We start from the raw sequence: 17,405 nt of genomic DNA, 5'->3' as shown, positions 1-17,405 counted from the left end.
TATCATACGATAAGTTGTTCTACTTTCCATGCTGTATCTTTCCAATTTCTAAAATAATTTCTTCATCTTTTTTTCCCTCTGTATCAATTCCAAGTTGCTTAGCGTGCTCAATTAATAAATCATGACGCTTCTCAAACCTAGCGGTATTCACTTCTTTCGTAACCTCTTCTTTTGTTTTCCCCTCAGTAGAAACTCCTAGTTTTTCTGCTGCTTTTTCCATTGATTTCTTCTCTTCTATTTCTTTTACTTTCTTCACTTCTGACTGTTGTATTTGCTTTTGTTTCAACTGCTCTGATTCAGCCGCAAAAGCTGTGTAAATTCCAGCACTTCCTCCAATAACTAATAAAGTGGTAAAAAGAATTATTTTTTTCTTCACTCTTTCCTCCCCCTTTCAAATTCATTATAACGTACATTTTTACAGCGTTAAAAACAATTCTCCTTTATTTCCCTAAAAAAATAGTTAATATTTTTATTGACATGTAAGATGAAAATATGATAAAAATTTAACTAACATCATATGAATCGGCGTTGATAGGATTTAGTAGTATTTCGATTTCTGATTTCAGAGAGCTGGTGGTCGGTGCGAACCAGTACAGAGCGAATTATGAATTACCCCCTGGAGCTTCTTTTACGAAACGTGAGGAGTAGTGAAAGACGGTTATAGACCGTTATGTCTAAAGAGTGGTGAAACGACACTGTTTCACAATTTAGGGTGGTACCGCGAATTTTTCGTCCCTGCATATATTGCAGGGGCGTTTTTTATTTTATAAGTGCATATCATATGACCCTTTATTTTGTGACGCATTCATTTCACAAGCTAGGGTGGTACCGCGATTTCTTCGTCCCTGCATAATTATATGCAGGGACGTTTTTTTATCCAATCATTTCCGTATCATATAGAAGGACTAACAATTACCGGTAATTTGCCACAAAATTCTAAATTTTAGAAGGAAATATACAATATTGGCGAATTTTATATAAAAAAGAGCTATTTTACATTACTTAGGAGGGGAAAACAATGGTTTCAAAAATTGAGTCTGTTCTTTTAACAATTTTTATCTTTTTCTGTATTGGTTTTAGTGTTATTCAATTAGAAGTTTCACCACACATCCCAATTTTATTTGGTATCGTTCTTTTATTAGCATTTGGATTCCTGAAGAGAATCTCTTGGTCTACTATGGAGAAAGGGATGATTAGTAGTATTTCAGCTGGTATTCCATCTATATTTATTTTCTTACTTGTAGGCGTATTAATTAGCGTTTGGATCGCAGCTGGAACTATTCCGACTTTAATGGTATACGGCTTCCAGCTTGTATCTCCAAAAATTTTCGTTCCAACTGTTTTTGTTGTTTGTGCAATTGTTGGAACGAGTATCGGTAGTGCTTTTACAACTGCTGCAACTGTAGGACTTGCTTTTATGGGAATGGGTACTGCCCTTGGATACGATCCAGCTCTTATTGCTGGTGCAATTATTTCTGGTGCATTCTTCGGAGATAAAATGTCTCCTTTATCTGATACAACAAACTTAGCGCCTGCTGTAACGGGTGTAGATTTATTTGAACATATTCGTAACATGCTTTGGACAACAGTGCCAGCTTTCATTATTGCTTTTATCGCATTTTTCATTTTAGGAAGCGGATCTGGTGGAAACGTTGATTTCTCAGCATTTATTAACACATTAGAAAAAAATGCAACGATTTCTATCGTTACACTGATTCCTATTTTATTACTGTTCCTATTCGCATTTAAAAAGGTACCCGCAGTTCCAACATTACTTGCAGGAATTGTGGTAGGGATTATTATTCTCTTTATTTTTAAACCTAGCACTTCTTTAGCTGATTTAATAAAAATTATGCAAGACGGTTACGTTTCTAAAACTGGTATCAAAGATATTGATAGCTTATTATCTCGCGGTGGCCTGCAAAGTATGATGATGTCAATTGCTCTTATTTTCCTAGCTCTTTGTATGGGAGGATTATTACAAGGAATGGGTATTATAGCGCAGCTGATGAATATTATCTCTAGCTTCGTAAAAACTAGTACACGCTTAATTATTTCTACTGCTTCAACTGCAATTGGTGTAAACTTCTTACTCGGTGAGCAGTACTTATCCATCGTTTTAACAGGACAAGCATTTGCTAATAAATACGATGAAGTCGGTTTAGAACGTCGTAATTTATCACGAGTATTAGAAGATGCTGGTACAGTAATTAATCCACTCGTACCATGGGGTGTAAGTGGCGTATTCTTAACAAACGTTCTTAGCGTTCCAACATTCGATTACCTGCCATACGCAATCTTCTGTTTAGCATGTCCAGTCGTAACCATTATCGTCGGCTTTACTGGATTCGGTCTTTCATGGAAAAAAGAAAAAGCAGTACCAGTTTCATAATATAACAAAAAGGATTACCAAATCGGTAATCCTTTTTATATTTCTCGACTATCTATTCGCTTTCTTTCTTCTAAATAACATAAGTAATCCCGCTCCAACAAACGCAAGACCCACTCCAATTGTAGAAGCAATACTTGCACCTGTTTTCGGTAAATCACGTTCATCTTTTTCAGCTTCTTTATTTTCACTTACAGTTGTTGTTGTTTCTTTTGTATTTTGATCATCTGTTGTAGTTTGTCCAGATCCAGTATTGTTTCCATCTTGTTTTGGTTCATTACCATTATTACCTTCTTCTGTTGGTGGTGTTGGGTTTTCTCCATTACCTGTTGGCGGTGTTGTTGGATTTTCTCCCCCACCTGTTGGCGGTGTCGTTGGATTTCCTTCACCAGTTTCTTTATCATCATTTTTCTTCGTTATATCAATTGCATATTTAGCAAATTCATTTTCAGATGGTCCAACATATGATATGTTCCCATCTTTCTTTATATACTTTTGTGCATTTGGTGAAGAATCAAATGTTGTATGTAATTTATCTGCAACAATCGGTTTAAACGTCCAATTTTGATCAGCTGCTGGATCAATATTTTTTATTTTTTGCATATACTTCACAATGATTTGACGTGTTTCATCTTGTGATTGGTATACAACCTCCCCTTTACTTACACCTGGGAACGTTTGACTACTTCCACGATAGTTATTTGTAGCGACGATGAACTCTTGATCATCAGCTACTGGCTTACCTTCATATGTCATATTTACAATACGATTCGTATTTGCATTTACAACTTTTCCATCTTTATCGTATTTCGCCGGTTGTGTTACATCAATTTCGTATTTTAAGCCATCTAAAATATCGAAGTTATATGTAGGATAGCCTATATTTACTAATGGCTGTTCTTCTGTTTTCTTTGGATCAATTGTATTAAACTGACCTGCAGACATTTCAAGCCATTCTTTCACTTGTGCCCCATTTACTTTTACAGCATATAACGTATTTGGATACACGTATAAATCTGCAACGTTTTTAATTGCTAACGTTCCAGCTGGAATATCCGTATAATATGTAGCACCGTTTCGGCCACCTGCTTTAAATGGTGCGCCTGCAGATAAAACCGGAATATCTTTAATCTTTTCGTACTCTGGTTTTTTAAGTTCTTGTTCTACATACCATTTTTGCGCATTTGTCACAATTTGTACGGAAGGATCATCTTGTACTAATGAAAAATAACTATTAATTGGTGCTTTCGTTTCACCTACAGGTGTATTTACATAGTCGATTGTCGCTTGATGCTCATCTTTAATTTCATTAACTAATTTTTGATCAGATTCTACTAATGGGGTACCTTTACTATTAGCAATCGGGCGAAGTTGCGGCTTAGATTGATCTTTTTGTACTTCCCATTTTCCGTTTACCTTTTTCAATTGCATATCAATAATACCTAAGTTACTACCAAAAACACCAGGCATTACAACTGGAACACCATTAAATACATCCTTCACTTCAGTATGTGAATGTCCCATTAATACTGCATCTACGCCAGGAACTTGTGTTGCTAAATGATATGATGCATTTTCCATTCCTTCGTTGTATCCACTCTTATCAACACCTGAATGCGCTAGTGCAACGACAATATCTGCATGTTCCTCATTTTTCAGTTTCGGTACTAATTTATTCGCTGTTTTGACAATATCTTTCGCTTTTACTTTTCCTTCTAAATTTGCCTTATCCCAGTTCATAACTTGAGGTGGGACAAATCCTATTACACCAATTTTCACTATTTGTTTTTGGCCTGCTTCATCCACTACTTCTTTCTCTAAAATATGATATGGTTTAAAATAATTTTCATCGTTCGCTTCATTATTATCATGATCATCTTTATAAACATTCGAGTTAATAACCGGGAATTCCGTTTTACTAATTACTTTGTTTAAATAGTCTAAGCCGTAGTTAAATTCATGATTCCCAAGAGAGATGACGTCATACTTCATTAAATTCATTACACGATATAATGGATGTGTATAACTAGGATCCACAGGATTCTTCGGATCTTTTATTTTATTTGCTACATAATCTCCAAGCGGTGTCCCTTGTAATGCATCTCCATCATCAAATAGGACAGAGTTTTTCGCTTCTTCACGTGCTTTATTAACGAGTGTTGCAGTTTGCACGAGACCTACTTTATTATCTGTTTTCGTTTGATAATAATCGTAATTCATTAAGTTAACGTGAATATCTGATGTTTCTAGAATTCGTAAGTTAACTGTACTCTCCCCAGTGTTCTCATCTGCATGAGCTGTTGTTGGCATTACTTGCGGTGCTATAACACCAATCGCAAGAGTTGCTCCAGCTAGCATTTTTTTTGACTTTTTCACAAAAAATCCCCCTTATACAATTACCAGAAATAATGAAATGAATCCCTATCTGTCTCTAACCACATACCTTTTTTCTTCTATTAGAGACACAATTTTCATTTCACCCTGCGCTAACGAGTAGTCTCCTTAAACGCCCGATTGATGAAGACTATTAATTAATAGGAAATAAAGCTCCCACTCATTAAAGTTTCACCTTATCTGACATTATCATATATAAAGTTCTTTCCTATCGTCAATATTTTTTGACAAACTTCAACAAATTTTCTGTAAAGTTATTATAAACTTTTCATAAACATATAATATGCCCTTACATTGCTAATACTGCTGAATATGATACAATTACCAATTACAAGGAGGATGAATTTATGAAAAAAGTCATCTTAACAATTGTTTGTCTCCTCCTTCTGATCATTTCTTATTCTTATTTTGAAAAGAACGACGAGACAAAACAAAATGAATCTGAAGAAAAAACAGAAAAAACATCTGCCCCAAATTGGATTGATAAGCAAACAAACGAATCTTTTTATCATCTTGTATTAGGTGATTCACTCGCTAAAGGATATGGATCGACACAAGGTGGATTTGCTGAATTAGCTTCTAAGCAAATAGAAGCACAAATTCATAAACCAATTACAGTAGAAAACCTTGGGGTAAACGGTCTTACAACAGATCGTCTCGCTAAAAAAGTTCAATCAGAAGATGTAAAGGAAAAAATTAGAGCAGCAAATATAATTACAATTAATATTGGAGGAAATAATTTATTTCGTTTAAATCGTGATGTCGGTGTTATAGATGGTATAAAAATGTTAAATAAAGAAAAAGCCCATTTTGAAGCGGATATAAAAAGTATTGTAAAGACAGTTCGAGATCAAAATCCGGACGCTTTACTCATTCTCTCAGAACTCTATAACCCGTTACAACTCGATGACTCCATCGCAAGTTATGCAGATATGTTTTTAGATGGCTGGAATGAATCTGTTTATTCCATTTCCAAAGCAAATCAACCATCTATCGTTTTACCAATTCGCAAATTAATATCGAATGATAAAAAAGAGTTATTATTTGACCAAGTACACCCAAATGATAACGGCTATGCAATTATTGCCAACACATTTACAAAGCAAGTGTTATCCTACAAATATTAAAGCGACCATGAAACAATTCTATTTTTATAACATGTCTTTTTTGTTACAATGATAGTGGAAGGGGGCCTTTATATGGAATCACGCGAGTGGGAACGTATTGTTGATCATCTTCTTTCGCTAGTGCCTCTTTTTTATCGCAAATTTATGCTTCCTGGAGAATTTTCTTCTCAAAGACATATGCCGCCATCACATACACAAGTATTACTGCTTTTGCATGAAAACGGCACATTAGCAGTTTCCGAAATCGGCAAGCGGCTAGCGATTTCACGGCCTAACATGACACCTCTATTAAACAAACTTATTCAAGAAGAACTAATAGAGCGTCATTATAGCGAAAAAGATCGACGGGTCATTTTAATTTCTCTAACAGCTGAAGGGAAATTATTAGTAAATCAGTATCAGCAATTCATTTTAGACAAACTAAAAGAAAATTTCCAAACATTATCTGAGGAAGAGCGCGAAAAGCTCATTCATTCTCTTCAAACCATTCAAAATTTAATTTTGAAAACAAACGTATAAAGCTGCTTCTAAATAGAAGCAGCTTTATGATTCGTAATAATTACCATAGTATACATTGGAATATGGCCATGTTGTTAAATATGGTTTTTTTTCCTGTGTAGGCTGTTGTGTTGGTAATTGTGGTATTTGTGATAATTGCTGTAATTGTTGTTGCCGATATAATTCGTATTGTCTACTCGTATCATAAACCGGATAATAATTTACATATGGATATACTTGAGGCACGTAATAATAATACATTATCCTCTCCTCCTTTTTCTTAAACATATTCAAAGGAGAAAATGAATGTGACATTGTTTATAATTGTACAAGTGGTTCTCTCACTCGTTTCTTCCTTTTCTTCAAACGTAACTTACGGTTCTTTTCGTATAAATAATGCACAACGAAATATGAAATGAGACCAAACACAACTCCTAAAATCGTCATTCCAATTAATACATACACTTCACTTTGTAATAAGCTCTTTAATATCGTAAAAATGTGACTTGAAAACAAGTCCGATATCGTAAATGGTTCATGATGAATTTTCTGTACATGAAATGGATAAATCATTTTTCCTAGCGCATACGCAAGCGGAAATAAAAATACTGGGAGAAACGATATTTTCCCAATAATATTGCCAATAACTGCCGCAGGAAAAGATCCCTTTGCTAACCTGACGATTGGATAAAATATTACATATACGAGCGATGCCGTATAAATGACTAACATTTCTAAGCCGAATCCTATAGCAAACCCTAACGATACTTTCTTTGCGCCTTCTGGCGATCGAAGCAACTTATAATATTGAAACTTTAATATTCTCCACATCCGCTGGAAAAACGAATATGTTTTCTTAGTTGTTTTCACCCTCATCATCTCTTTAACTATATTTTTATATGTAGTATGTCCTTACACACTCTGAAAAACAAATTTAGTTTTCTCTTTTATTATAAATGATATCGAAATGGTTAACCAAATATACATCCGACATTTTAATATAAAAAAACCTCCCTTTTAGGAAGGCTCTTCTACATTTTTAAATAAACTCACTAATAACGCTTTTTGAGCATGCAATCGATTACCAGCTTGCTCAAAGACGATAGACTGCGGTCCATCTATAATTTCTCCTGTTACTTCTTCTTCACGATGGGCAGGTAAACAGTGTAAGAAACGATATGTTTGCTTCGCATGCTTAACAAGTTCGTTATTGATTTGGTAAGGTTGAAATAAAGTATACTTCTCTTCTTCGCCCTCTTGCCCCATGCTCATCCAAACGTCAGTATAAATGAAATCTGCTTCATTCACCGCTAATTCAGGATCATGCAAAACTTCAATTTCAGCTCCTGTTTCCTTGGCAATTGCTAACGCTTTTTTTACAATCTCTTCATTCGGTTCATACCCTACAGGCGTTGCCACAGTCATATGCATTCCGACTTTTGCACTCGCTAGCAACAATGAATGACATACATTATTTCCGTCACCTACGTAAGCCAATTTTATTCCTTTAAATGTATTTGTTTCTTCGTATATCGTCATAAGGTCTGCCAATGCTTGACAAGGATGATGATCATCCGTTAAACCGTTAATAACAGGAATACTTGATTCTTTTGCAAGCTCTTCTACATCCGCGTGTGAGAATGTACGTATCATGATCCCGTCAATATACTGCGATAATACTTTCGCAGTATCTGAAACGCTTTCTCCTCTTCCCATTTGCATCTCTTTCCCACTTAAAAACATACCATGTCCCCCGAGCTGTACCATTCCTGCTTCAAAAGATACACGAGTACGAGTTGAATGCTTATCAAAAATAAGCCCTAATATTTTGCCTTGTAATAAAGGCTCTTGCTTATTCTTTTTTAAATATATAGCGAACTCAATTAAAGAAATAATTTCTTCTTTCGTTAATTCTTCTAGTGTTAAAAGATCTTTCGTATTTAATTTCGGTACTTGTACAGTTGACATGAAACTTCCCCCTTATATGATTGATACGTTTTTTGTACAAACTACTTTTTTTATTATATATACTGCCTGTTCTAACTCTTCATTCGTGACAATGAGTGGCGGTAATAGTCTTATCACATTAGGACCTGCTTGTAATACGAGAAGTCCTTCGTTTTCTAGTTGTTCTATAAAACTTGCAACTTCATGCTTACACTCAATCCCAATCATAAGCCCCTTACCACGTATATTTTGAATACATTCGACATGCTGTAATTCCTCTTGCAACTTCTCTAATACGTACTCGCCTTTTTCTTGTACTTCTTTTAAAAACGATGGTTTTTCACTTACTTGCAATACTTCTTTCGCTGCAGCCATCGCGATGTAATTCCCGCCAAAAGTTGAACCGTGTGATCCTGCAGTAAACGACGCTCCGAGCTCTTTCCGGCCAATCATCGCTCCGACAGGAATCCCATTCCCAAGCGCCTTTGCAACGGTAACGATATCAGGCTCTATTCCCACTTGTTCATAAGCGAATAGTGTTCCAGTTCTTCCTATCCCCGTTTGTACTTCGTCTATAATAAATAAGGAACCGAACTTATTACATAATGTTTCAATCTCTTTCAAAAAAGATAGATCAGCAGGTATTACTCCTCCCTCTCCTTGAACAACTTCTACCATTACCGCCGCAACTTCTTCATTCATTACTTCCTCTAATGCTTTAATATCGTTAAAAGGGATATGTAAAAAAGATGGAAGTAATGGACCAAATCCTTCTTTTACCTTATCTTGGCCCGTTGCACTCATCGTTCCAAATGTTCTACCGTGAAAAGACTGCTGGCATGTTACGACGAGAGATTTTCCAGTATGCTTACGTGCTAACTTTAAAGCCGCTTCATTTGCCTCTGCCCCACTATTACAGAAAAACACATAATCTAATTCTCTATTTTCTGTTAATAATGACGCAACTTCTTCTTGCAAGCTGTTTGTAAACAGGTTAGATATATGCCATATATCATAAAGTTGCTCTTGTACACCTTTGAGAACAGTAGGGTGACAATGTCCTAAATTACATACGCCAATTCCTGATGTGAAATCTAAATATTCCTTACCGTTATTATCAATAACTTTCGTTCCAGTTCCCTTTACAAACTCAATAGTTCTTCTGCCATACGTTTGAAAAAGATGACTCGTCATGCAATACTCACACCTTTCGTTACCGTCGTTCCAATACACTCTCCCGTAACCTCAGTAAAATCTTTTGTACCATTCACAATACTTATCTTTTGCACTCCCATTTTTAATGATGCTAGTGCCGCCTGTACTTTCGGAATCATCCCACCTGTAATAACACCTGTTTCTATAAAAGTAGCAATTTCAGATTCATCCGTTTCCTTTACCAAATTCCCTTCATGTAATATTCCATCTACATCCGTAATAAAAATAAGCTCTTTTGCCCCTAACGCAGCCGCAATCCCAGCTGCAGCATTGTCCGCATTTATGTTATAAACTTCATTACCATTTACCCCGATTGGAGCAATAACAGGAATATACTCCATATTCATTAATCCTTTTAATAAGGCTGTTTCTACATAACTTACTTCCCCCACATATCCTATCTCTTCACTGACAGGTTGAACTTGAAGTAAATTGCCGTCACATCCTGAACAACCTACCGCAAGTAAATTATGCTTTTGTAAATTCATTACGAGTTTTTTATTCGTACTTCCGCATAGCACCATTTGAACAACATCCATAACTTCTTTTGGTGTTACGCGTAATCCATCTCTTTTTTCTACGTTGATGTTACAATCTTTTAATTTGGCATCAATTTCTGGCCCACCACCATGAACAATCACTACTTTATACTTCTGTTGCAATTTCTTTATACATTCAAAAAACACAGCTTTTAATTGATTCAACATACTACCGCCGCATTTCACTACAATATATTCGCTCATCTTCTCTCTCCTTATGTACGATAACAAGCGTTTATTTTTACATATTCATAGCTTAAGTCACAGCCCCAAGCTGATCCTGTCTCTTCTCCTAAGTGTAAGTACACATTAATGACTATTTCATCTTCTTGTAATCTCTCTTTCATTTCTTCTTCAGAAAATGTTTGAGGCTCACTATTTTTTAATACCAATATAGATTGAAGAGTAATGTCAATTGTATTCGGACTAATAGCTACTTCACTTTGTCCAATACTGCTAATAATTCGTCCCCAGTTTGGGTCTTCACCATGTATTGCTGTTTTCACAAGACTCGAACCGACTATTTGCTTTGCAATTTTTTTTGCCTCTTCATTCGTTTGAGCTCCTAGCACATTTACTTCTATTAACTTCGTAGCGCCTTCACCATCTTGCGCAATTTTTTTTGCTAAATCTTCACATACCTTCTGTAAAGCACATACGAAAGTTTCCCAATCTGTATGTTCCATATTTATCGGCCTTGTTTCTGATAATCCACTTGCCATAACGATGACCATATCATTCGTAGAAGTATCTCCATCTACCGTAATTTGATTAAATGTATGATTCGTAATTTGGGATAATGCCGTTTGCAATACGTCATGCTCTATATGAGCATCTGTCGTAATAAAACTAAGCATCGTTGCCATATTCGGATGAATCATCCCTGAACCTTTTGCAACACCCGCAATCGTCACTTTCTTCCCATCAATAATCATTTCATAGCAAGTTTCTTTCGTTATGAGATCCGTCGTTAAAATTGCTTCAGAAAAAGAATATGCTTCACTTTCTTCCTTCGTCGGTATAAGAGTTGCAACTCCCTTTCGGATTATATCCATCGGCAGCGGAACACCAATTACACCTGTTGAAGCTACTGCAACGTAATTTTCTTTCAATCCAAAATGTTCCGCCCCTAATGTGCGCATCTCGTATGCGTCTTGTAATCCTTTCATTCCAGTACAAGCATTTGCATTTCCACTATTAACGATAATTGCTTGTAACTTCCCTTCTGCCGTTATACTATCCTTCGTTACTTGCAAAGGGGCTGCTTGTATTTGATTCGTTGTATACACAGCGGCACATGATGCTGGTACGTCACAAACGATTGCCCCTAAATCCTTTTTCTCCTTTTTCAGACCATTTGCAGTACCAATTGCCGAAAAGCCTTTCGGCGTTACAATTGAACCATTTTCTAATTTTGTAATAGACGCTACTTTAATCATCATGTCCCCCTTATAGATAAAGCGGCATATGTTGTAAACCTGTTGTCTCTTCTAGTCCCGCTATTATGTTTGCATTTTGAATCGCTTGCCCAGCCGCGCCTTTCATCATATTGTCTATAACAGAAACGACCGTAACTCTTTCTGTTCTTTCATCGTAAGCTATGCCAATATCACAATAATTTGAGCCTCTCACTTCTTTTGGACTTGGAAATTTCCCTTGCGTACAAATTCGGATGAAAGGCGATTGTTCATACGTTTCTTCATACAATTTTTGAAGTTGCTTTATTTCCATCTTTTGTTTTACTTTTGCATAAAGTGTAATCATGATTCCTCGTGATATCGGTATTAAATGTGTGCTAAATGTAATTGGCTGTAATTCACTATTCCATTCTGTAAGCATTTGCTCAATCTCTGGAACGTGCTGATGCTGGTTTACTTTATAGATGTGTAAGTTATCGTATAGCTCAGGAAAATGAGTCATTGTTGTTGGTGTTTTACCTGCTCCTGATACCCCTGATTTCGCGTCAATAATAATCGAATCTTCTTCAATCCTGCTACTACGTACTAACGGTGCTATCGCTAGCAATGTGGCTGTAGCAAAACATCCTGGGTTTGCAATTAAATTTGCCTTTTGAATCTCAGTCCTTTTCCATTCACTTAACCCATACACTGCTTTTCTAAGAATTTCTTCTTTCGCTGCTGGCCTTTTATACCACAGTTCATATGACGAAGGATCTATCATACGAAAGTCTCCAGATAGGTCAATTACTTTTAAACCTTCTGCTAATAACTTGGGAGTTAACTCCGCCGATACTCCTGCTGGGGTTGCTAGAAATACGATTTCTGCTTCTTTTCCTATCGTCTCCACATCAATTTCTTGTAACGTATGAAAAAGGACATTTCGAAGATGCGGATATACATTTGTTATACACTCACCAACTTGTGAAAAAGAATGGAGAGATGCTATCGAAAAATATGGATGTTGTTCTAATAAACGAATTAACTCAATGCCCCCATATCCAGTGGCTCCAATAATTGCGACTTTCATAAGTTCCTCCTCATATCGATTCTTTAAATTAAGTATGATTATAATATTGTATATTTATAGAGTCAATTAAATATTTATAAATTTTTAAATCTAAAAAAACTTAATTTTATTAGAAAAATAATATACTCAACCGAATTTTTATACAAAAATAGTGCATAGTAGTTTTTTTATTTCACTTCAAGTACAATAAAACAATACATACGTACATACAGGCGGGGAAAAATATGAACGAAAAATTAATTGAGAAAATGATTATAAAAAGTTTTCAACAATATCAATGCAGTCCAATATCAAAAGAAGATCAGGAAATGCTAGTGAAACATATTCAAACGGTGACTCATTCAAATATTGAAATTGATTTATACGAGGAAATTGAGGATATTGTTTATGATTATGTAACTGGAAAACAATAAAAAATAGGAGATTTCCATATGGAAATCTCCTATTTTTTACTTAATGATTTACCTGCTACACGTTCAAATAAACCTGGGAATAAAGCATAAAGTTTCGGGCCAATTCCCATCCACTTCGGTAAGTTTACTTCACGTTTTTTCGTGTGCATCGACTTTACGATTTGTTCTGCTACGTATGTTGGTTTTAACATGTAACGTCCCATATTCTTTACATATGTACCAGATTGATCCGCTATTTCAAAAAAGTTTGTATCTATCGGACCTGGATTAATTGCTGTAACATAAATATCTGTATTCGCTAATTCCATGCGTAAACTATTCGTAAATCCTAATACGGCATGTTTCGTTGCTGCATAAGCACTCGATTTCGGAGTTGCAATTTTTCCAGCAAGTGAAGCAATATTAATAATATGCCCTTCATTCTTGTTTACCATATAAGGTAGTACCGCTTTCGTACATGCTACTAATCCAAATACATTTACTTGGAACATATCTTTTACTTCACCCATTGACGCATCTTCAAACGTTTTAAAAATACCAAATCCCGCATTGTTTACTAATATATCAATACGTCCCACTTCTTGTAATACCTTTGAAAAAACAGACTGTACTTCCATCTCTTCACTTACATCTAATACATAATAATAGCAAGGCGTATTATAAGTTTCTTTAATTTTGTCTACTAACGCTTGTAGTTTCTCTTCTGTTCGAGCCATTAATACTGGAGTCGCTCCCTGTGCTGCAACTTGCATTGCAACTTGCTCACCAATCCCACTAGAAGCACCTGTAATGACGATTACTTTATTTTGTAAACGTCCTGTCATTGCTGTCACCTACTTTGCATAATAAATCAATTGTTGCGATGACTCATCAATCATCACTTGTTGATTATATGCTAAATAGTCCAATTGTCCAACCGTTTCTGAAATAGTAAGTGGTAATTGTTCTTTATATAATACCGGAAATAGTTTTACACATACTTCAAATGCTGTCATTGGTTTTTCCTTTAATAACTCAAGTACTTTAAAAGCACGTGTTTCTTGCTTTTGTAATCTCGTTTCAATAAGTTGTTTCACATTTAGAACATCTTCCCCATGCCCTGATAAAATGCGTGAAATATTCATTTCGCTTAAACGCTGTAATGTTTGATTATATTGTAGTAATGGGCGTGCCCGTTCTGTTTGCCCTTCATATGGTGGTTCTAGTATTGGATTCGAAGAAATATGACTAATGAGAGCATCTCCACCAATTAATATTCCATCAGATTCTCTATATAAAGAAATATGAGTAGAAGCATGACCTGGTGTTTCAAGCACTGTAAATCCAGGCAAAGAATTAATACGATCTCCTTCTCTCACAGTATGCGTTAACGATCTATTACAAGAATATTTAAGTGTCCTCGTCGTCAATAACGACTCGTCTTTCAAAAATGCTACTGGCACACCAAACTGTAAGGCCGTCTCTCTAAAAAATTCATGATACCGCTTTAAAAACTCTGGATTTTGTGTGATCCAAGGCTCATTCCAAGGATGTCCAATAATATTCGTCTTCTCAGAAAATATATTTAAAAGTCCACAATGATCTGCATGATGATGCGTAATGACTACTGTTTCAATATCTTCTATCGTATGTCCTAATGTACCTAATTGACTTTCTAACGCATTTCTTGCCTCTTCTGTATTCGTCCCTGTATCAATTAATGTTAATGTCTCCCCCTCAACTAAAAACACATTCACAGTTTCCACTGCAAATGGTACAGGAATCTCCATTCGGTGAATCGCCGTCATGCTTAGCCCCCCTGTCTCTTTCCGGTTCAAAAATGAATACTTCTTCAGTTTACAACTTCTATATATATTTGTCATTATTTTCAGATAAAAAGAGGTGTTTCCTATAAAAAAACGAATGTATGTACATTTATAAGAATTTCTAACCAAAATTAAAGGAGGAACATCATGTCTATTCAAAACATTTCCTTTCTCGGTGCAGGCTCTATTGCTGAAGCTATTATTGGTGGCTTGTTACATGCAAATGTTGTTAAAGGTGAACAAATTACTGTAAGTAATCGTTCTAACGAGACAAGATTACAAGAGCTACATAAAAAATACGGTGTCAAAGGTACTCATAATAAAAAAGAATTACTTACTGATGCAAATATTCTTTTTCTAGCAATGAAACCAAAGGATGTTGCAGAGGCGCTTATCCCTTTTAAAGAATACATAAATAATAACGTGCTTATTATTTCATTACTAGCAGGTGTTTCTACTCACTCAATTAGAAAACTACTTCAAAAAGACGTTCCAATTATTCGTGCAATGCCAAATACATCCGCAGCCATTTTAAAATCAGCTACCGCTATCTCCCCTTCGAAACATGCAACAGCGGAACATATTCGCACTGCAACATCTTTATTTGAAACGATTGGTCTCGTCTCTGTTGTAGAGGAAGAAGATATGCATGCTGTCACTGCATTATCCGGAAGTGGACCTGCTTATATTTATTACGTAGTGGAAGCTATGGAAGAAGCTGCAAAAAAAATTGGTTTAAAAGAAGATGTTGCAAAATCACTTATTCTTCAAACGATGATTGGTGCTGCTGAAATGCTAAAAGCAAGTGACAAACACCCTTCTATTTTGCGAAAGGAAATTACTTCTCCTGGCGGAACTACCGAAGCAGGTATTGAAGTATTACAAGAACATAAATTTCAACAAGCACTTATTTCTTGTATTACACAGGCAACGGAACGATCACATAATCTTGGAAAAACATTAGAACAACTAACAAAAGAAAAATAAAAAAAGGAGCTCAAGTTTATTTGAGCTCCTTTTTCTATAATTACACTTAGTTATTGTTCTTCCCAAAAATCTCTTCTTGCAGGCGACGACCAGTCGGCGTTGCTGCAAGTCCACCTTCAGCTGTTTCACGAAGTGCTACTGGCATCGTTTGTCCGATTCTAAACATTGCCTCAATTACTTCATCACATGGAATTGTACTCGTTACACCAGCTAATGCTAAATCTGCTGAAATCATCGCATTTGCAGCTCCTGCTGCATTACGTTTTACACAAGGTACTTCTACAAGTCCTGCAACAGGATCACATACTAAACCAAGCATATTCTTTAATGAAATCGCCATCGCTGTAGCTGCTTGATCTTGCGTTCCACCAGCCATCTCAACTGCAGCTGCTGCTGCCATTCCACTTGCTGAACCTACTTCAGCTTGGCAACCTCCTGCCGCGCCGGAAATACAAGCATTATTCGCAACAACCATACCGAAAGCTCCTGCTGTAAATAAAAATTCAATCATCTCTTCGCGTGTCGGTTTTAATTTTTCTTGCAGTGCAAACAGTACACCTGGCACTGTTCCAGCAGACCCTGCTGTTGGTGTTGCACAAATAATTCCCATCGCCGCGTTTACTTCATTTGTTGCAACAGCTTTACTCACCGCGTCCAAAATCGTATCTCCAGATAAGCCTTTTCCGCTATTCATATACGCCTGAACTTTTACAGCATCTCCGCCAGTTAAACCAGTTGGTGATTTCACTCCGCGAATACCACGTTCTACTGCTTGCTCCATCACGACTAAGTTCTTTTCCATACCAGCAATTACTTCTTCACGTGAAATACTTCTTGTTTCCATTTCACATTGAATCATAATTTCTGCGATTTTTACATTTTGTTCTTTAGCTTGCGCCACTAGTTCCGCTGCGTTCCGAAACATGGTGTGTCCCCCCTGCAATTATTCCATAATAGTTACTTGACAAATATTTTGTTGCGCGTTTATTTCTTCAATCACTTCATCTGCTAATAATTCATCTGTTTCGATGACCATAAGCGCTCTTCTTCCTTTTTCTTTACGAGAAACACTCATTGTACTAATGTTAATTTCATGTTTCGCAAGGATTGAAGCTACTGCTGCAATAGCACCGAAGCGATCGTTATTTACAATAAGTAGTGCTGGACTTGTGCCTGATAATTGAAGATCGAATCCGTTTAATTCTACAACTTCAATTTTACCGCCACCAATTGAGCAAGCAACAACTTCAATTTCTTCTTCACCTTTATACAAACGAATTTTCGCTGTATTTGGGTGAGGTGCATTGGCATCTTCTTCAATGAATTCCACTTCAATTCCGCGCTCTTTTGCTATTTCTAGCGCCTCTGGAATACGTAAGTCATCTGTTTCAAATCCTAATATTCCACCGATTAGTGCTACATCCGTACCATGCCCTCGATACGTCTTTGCAAATGATCCATATAACGAAATGCTTACTCTTTCTGGTTCATGACGAAACAGCTGGCGAGCAACTTGCCCCATTCTTGCCGCGCCTGCTGTATGTGAACTTGATGGTCCAATCATAACTGGACCGATAATATCAAATACTGAGCGATACTTCATC

At 36.1% G+C, this 17,405-nt stretch carries 18 protein-coding genes and 1 other annotated feature; of the genes, 5 read left to right on the top strand and 13 right to left on the bottom strand.

Going from position 1 to position 17,405, the window contains the following annotated elements; genetic code table 11:
- Window positions 1-19: 19 nt before the first annotated feature.
- The gene (locus tag BM089_RS13065) at window positions 20-376 is read right to left on the bottom strand and encodes a hypothetical protein (protein ID WP_000726902.1); all 357 of its coding nucleotides are present in this window, start codon (window positions 374-376) and stop codon (window positions 20-22) included.
- 143 nt (window positions 377-519) lie between these two features.
- Window positions 520-740: a binding site (T-box leader), on the top strand.
- A 278-nt stretch (window positions 741-1,018) separates the two neighbouring features.
- Here BM089_RS13065 and nhaC point away from each other — a divergent pair.
- Entirely contained in the window at window positions 1,019-2,392 is a 1,374-nt protein-coding gene (nhaC, locus tag BM089_RS13055) for a Na+/H+ antiporter NhaC (protein ID WP_000253736.1), read from the top strand.
- Between the two features lie 48 nt (window positions 2,393-2,440).
- Here nhaC and cpdB read toward each other — a convergent pair whose 3' ends face one another.
- Complete coding sequence (gene cpdB, locus BM089_RS13050; RefSeq protein ID WP_090977109.1) at window positions 2,441-4,765, bottom strand: bifunctional 2',3'-cyclic-nucleotide 2'-phosphodiesterase/3'-nucleotidase; 2,325 nt, start codon at window positions 4,763-4,765, stop codon at window positions 2,441-2,443.
- A 365-nt stretch (window positions 4,766-5,130) separates the two neighbouring features.
- Here cpdB and BM089_RS13045 point away from each other — a divergent pair, with 365 nt between their 5' ends.
- Complete coding sequence (locus BM089_RS13045) at window positions 5,131-5,910, top strand: GDSL-type esterase/lipase family protein (protein ID WP_000755850.1); 780 nt, start codon at window positions 5,131-5,133, stop codon at window positions 5,908-5,910.
- A gap of 72 nt (window positions 5,911-5,982) precedes the next feature.
- On the top strand, window positions 5,983-6,429 hold the full coding sequence (locus BM089_RS13040) for a MarR family winged helix-turn-helix transcriptional regulator (protein ID WP_000445819.1): 447 nt from the start codon (window positions 5,983-5,985) through the stop codon (window positions 6,427-6,429).
- A 24-nt stretch (window positions 6,430-6,453) separates the two neighbouring features.
- Here the strand turns inward: BM089_RS13040 and BM089_RS13035 are convergent, their stop codons facing one another.
- From BM089_RS13035 to argC, 7 genes are all read right to left on the bottom strand, one after another.
- Entirely contained in the window at window positions 6,454-6,669 is a 216-nt protein-coding gene (locus BM089_RS13035; RefSeq protein ID WP_000291957.1) for a hypothetical protein, read from the bottom strand.
- 57 nt (window positions 6,670-6,726) lie between these two features.
- The gene (locus tag BM089_RS13030) at window positions 6,727-7,287 is read right to left on the bottom strand and encodes a DUF2062 domain-containing protein (protein WP_002005691.1); all 561 of its coding nucleotides are present in this window, start codon (window positions 7,285-7,287) and stop codon (window positions 6,727-6,729) included.
- A 138-nt stretch (window positions 7,288-7,425) separates the two neighbouring features.
- Window positions 7,426-8,376, bottom strand: a complete 951-nt coding sequence (argF, locus tag BM089_RS13025; RefSeq protein ID WP_000108852.1) for an ornithine carbamoyltransferase — start codon at window positions 8,374-8,376, stop codon at window positions 7,426-7,428.
- Window positions 8,377-8,388: 12 nt separating this feature from the next.
- Window positions 8,389-9,549 (bottom strand): acetylornithine transaminase, encoded by a 1,161-nt coding sequence (locus BM089_RS13020; RefSeq protein WP_087967334.1) that lies wholly within the window; start codon window positions 9,547-9,549, stop codon window positions 8,389-8,391.
- Window positions 9,546-10,313, bottom strand: a complete 768-nt coding sequence (gene argB / locus BM089_RS13015; RefSeq protein ID WP_000006080.1) for an acetylglutamate kinase — start codon at window positions 10,311-10,313, stop codon at window positions 9,546-9,548. Before argB ends, BM089_RS13020 begins: the two co-directional genes overlap by 4 nt.
- A gap of 11 nt (window positions 10,314-10,324) precedes the next feature.
- A complete protein-coding gene (argJ, locus tag BM089_RS13010) occupies window positions 10,325-11,548 on the bottom strand; it encodes a bifunctional glutamate N-acetyltransferase/amino-acid acetyltransferase ArgJ (RefSeq protein WP_000598389.1) in 1,224 nt (407 codons plus the stop codon).
- Between the two features lie 10 nt (window positions 11,549-11,558).
- Window positions 11,559-12,596, bottom strand: a complete 1,038-nt coding sequence (gene argC / locus BM089_RS13005; RefSeq protein ID WP_090977107.1) for an N-acetyl-gamma-glutamyl-phosphate reductase — start codon at window positions 12,594-12,596, stop codon at window positions 11,559-11,561.
- 224 nt (window positions 12,597-12,820) lie between these two features.
- Between argC and BM089_RS13000 the strand changes: the two genes are divergently transcribed.
- A complete protein-coding gene (locus tag BM089_RS13000) occupies window positions 12,821-13,009 on the top strand; it encodes a YqzH family protein (RefSeq protein WP_001003222.1) in 189 nt (62 codons plus the stop codon).
- 29 nt (window positions 13,010-13,038) lie between these two features.
- On the opposite strand, the gene BM089_RS12995 is transcribed toward BM089_RS13000, so the two are convergent.
- Together BM089_RS12995 and BM089_RS12990 are read right to left on the bottom strand one after the other, a co-directional pair.
- Window positions 13,039-13,833: an SDR family NAD(P)-dependent oxidoreductase gene (locus BM089_RS12995; protein ID WP_000147794.1), complete on the bottom strand. Its 795-nt coding sequence runs from the start codon at window positions 13,831-13,833 to the stop codon at window positions 13,039-13,041.
- 9 nt (window positions 13,834-13,842) lie between these two features.
- The gene (locus tag BM089_RS12990; RefSeq protein ID WP_000125135.1) at window positions 13,843-14,796 is read right to left on the bottom strand and encodes an MBL fold metallo-hydrolase; all 954 of its coding nucleotides are present in this window, start codon (window positions 14,794-14,796) and stop codon (window positions 13,843-13,845) included.
- Between the two features lie 165 nt (window positions 14,797-14,961).
- On the opposite strand from BM089_RS12990, the gene proI reads away from it, so the two are divergent.
- The gene (gene proI / locus BM089_RS12985) at window positions 14,962-15,801 is read left to right on the top strand and encodes a pyrroline-5-carboxylate reductase ProI (protein ID WP_053563686.1); all 840 of its coding nucleotides are present in this window, start codon (window positions 14,962-14,964) and stop codon (window positions 15,799-15,801) included.
- 46 nt (window positions 15,802-15,847) lie between these two features.
- On the opposite strand, the gene sdaAA is transcribed toward proI, so the two are convergent.
- Both sdaAA and sdaAB read right to left on the bottom strand, forming a co-directional pair.
- On the bottom strand, window positions 15,848-16,726 hold the full coding sequence (sdaAA, locus tag BM089_RS12980) for an L-serine ammonia-lyase, iron-sulfur-dependent, subunit alpha (protein WP_000489464.1): 879 nt from the start codon (window positions 16,724-16,726) through the stop codon (window positions 15,848-15,850).
- 18 nt (window positions 16,727-16,744) lie between these two features.
- Window positions 16,745-17,404: an L-serine ammonia-lyase, iron-sulfur-dependent subunit beta gene (gene sdaAB, locus BM089_RS12975; RefSeq protein ID WP_000877448.1), complete on the bottom strand. Its 660-nt coding sequence runs from the start codon at window positions 17,402-17,404 to the stop codon at window positions 16,745-16,747.
- Window position 17,405 lies beyond the last annotated feature (1 nt).

The organism is Bacillus sp. 5mfcol3.1, assembly GCF_900114335.1.
Lineage (GTDB): Bacteria > Bacillota > Bacilli > Bacillales > Bacillaceae_G > Bacillus_A > Bacillus_A thuringiensis_S.
The sequence above is the reverse complement of the archived record's forward strand: the minus strand, read 5'-3'. Positions and strand labels throughout refer to the sequence as shown.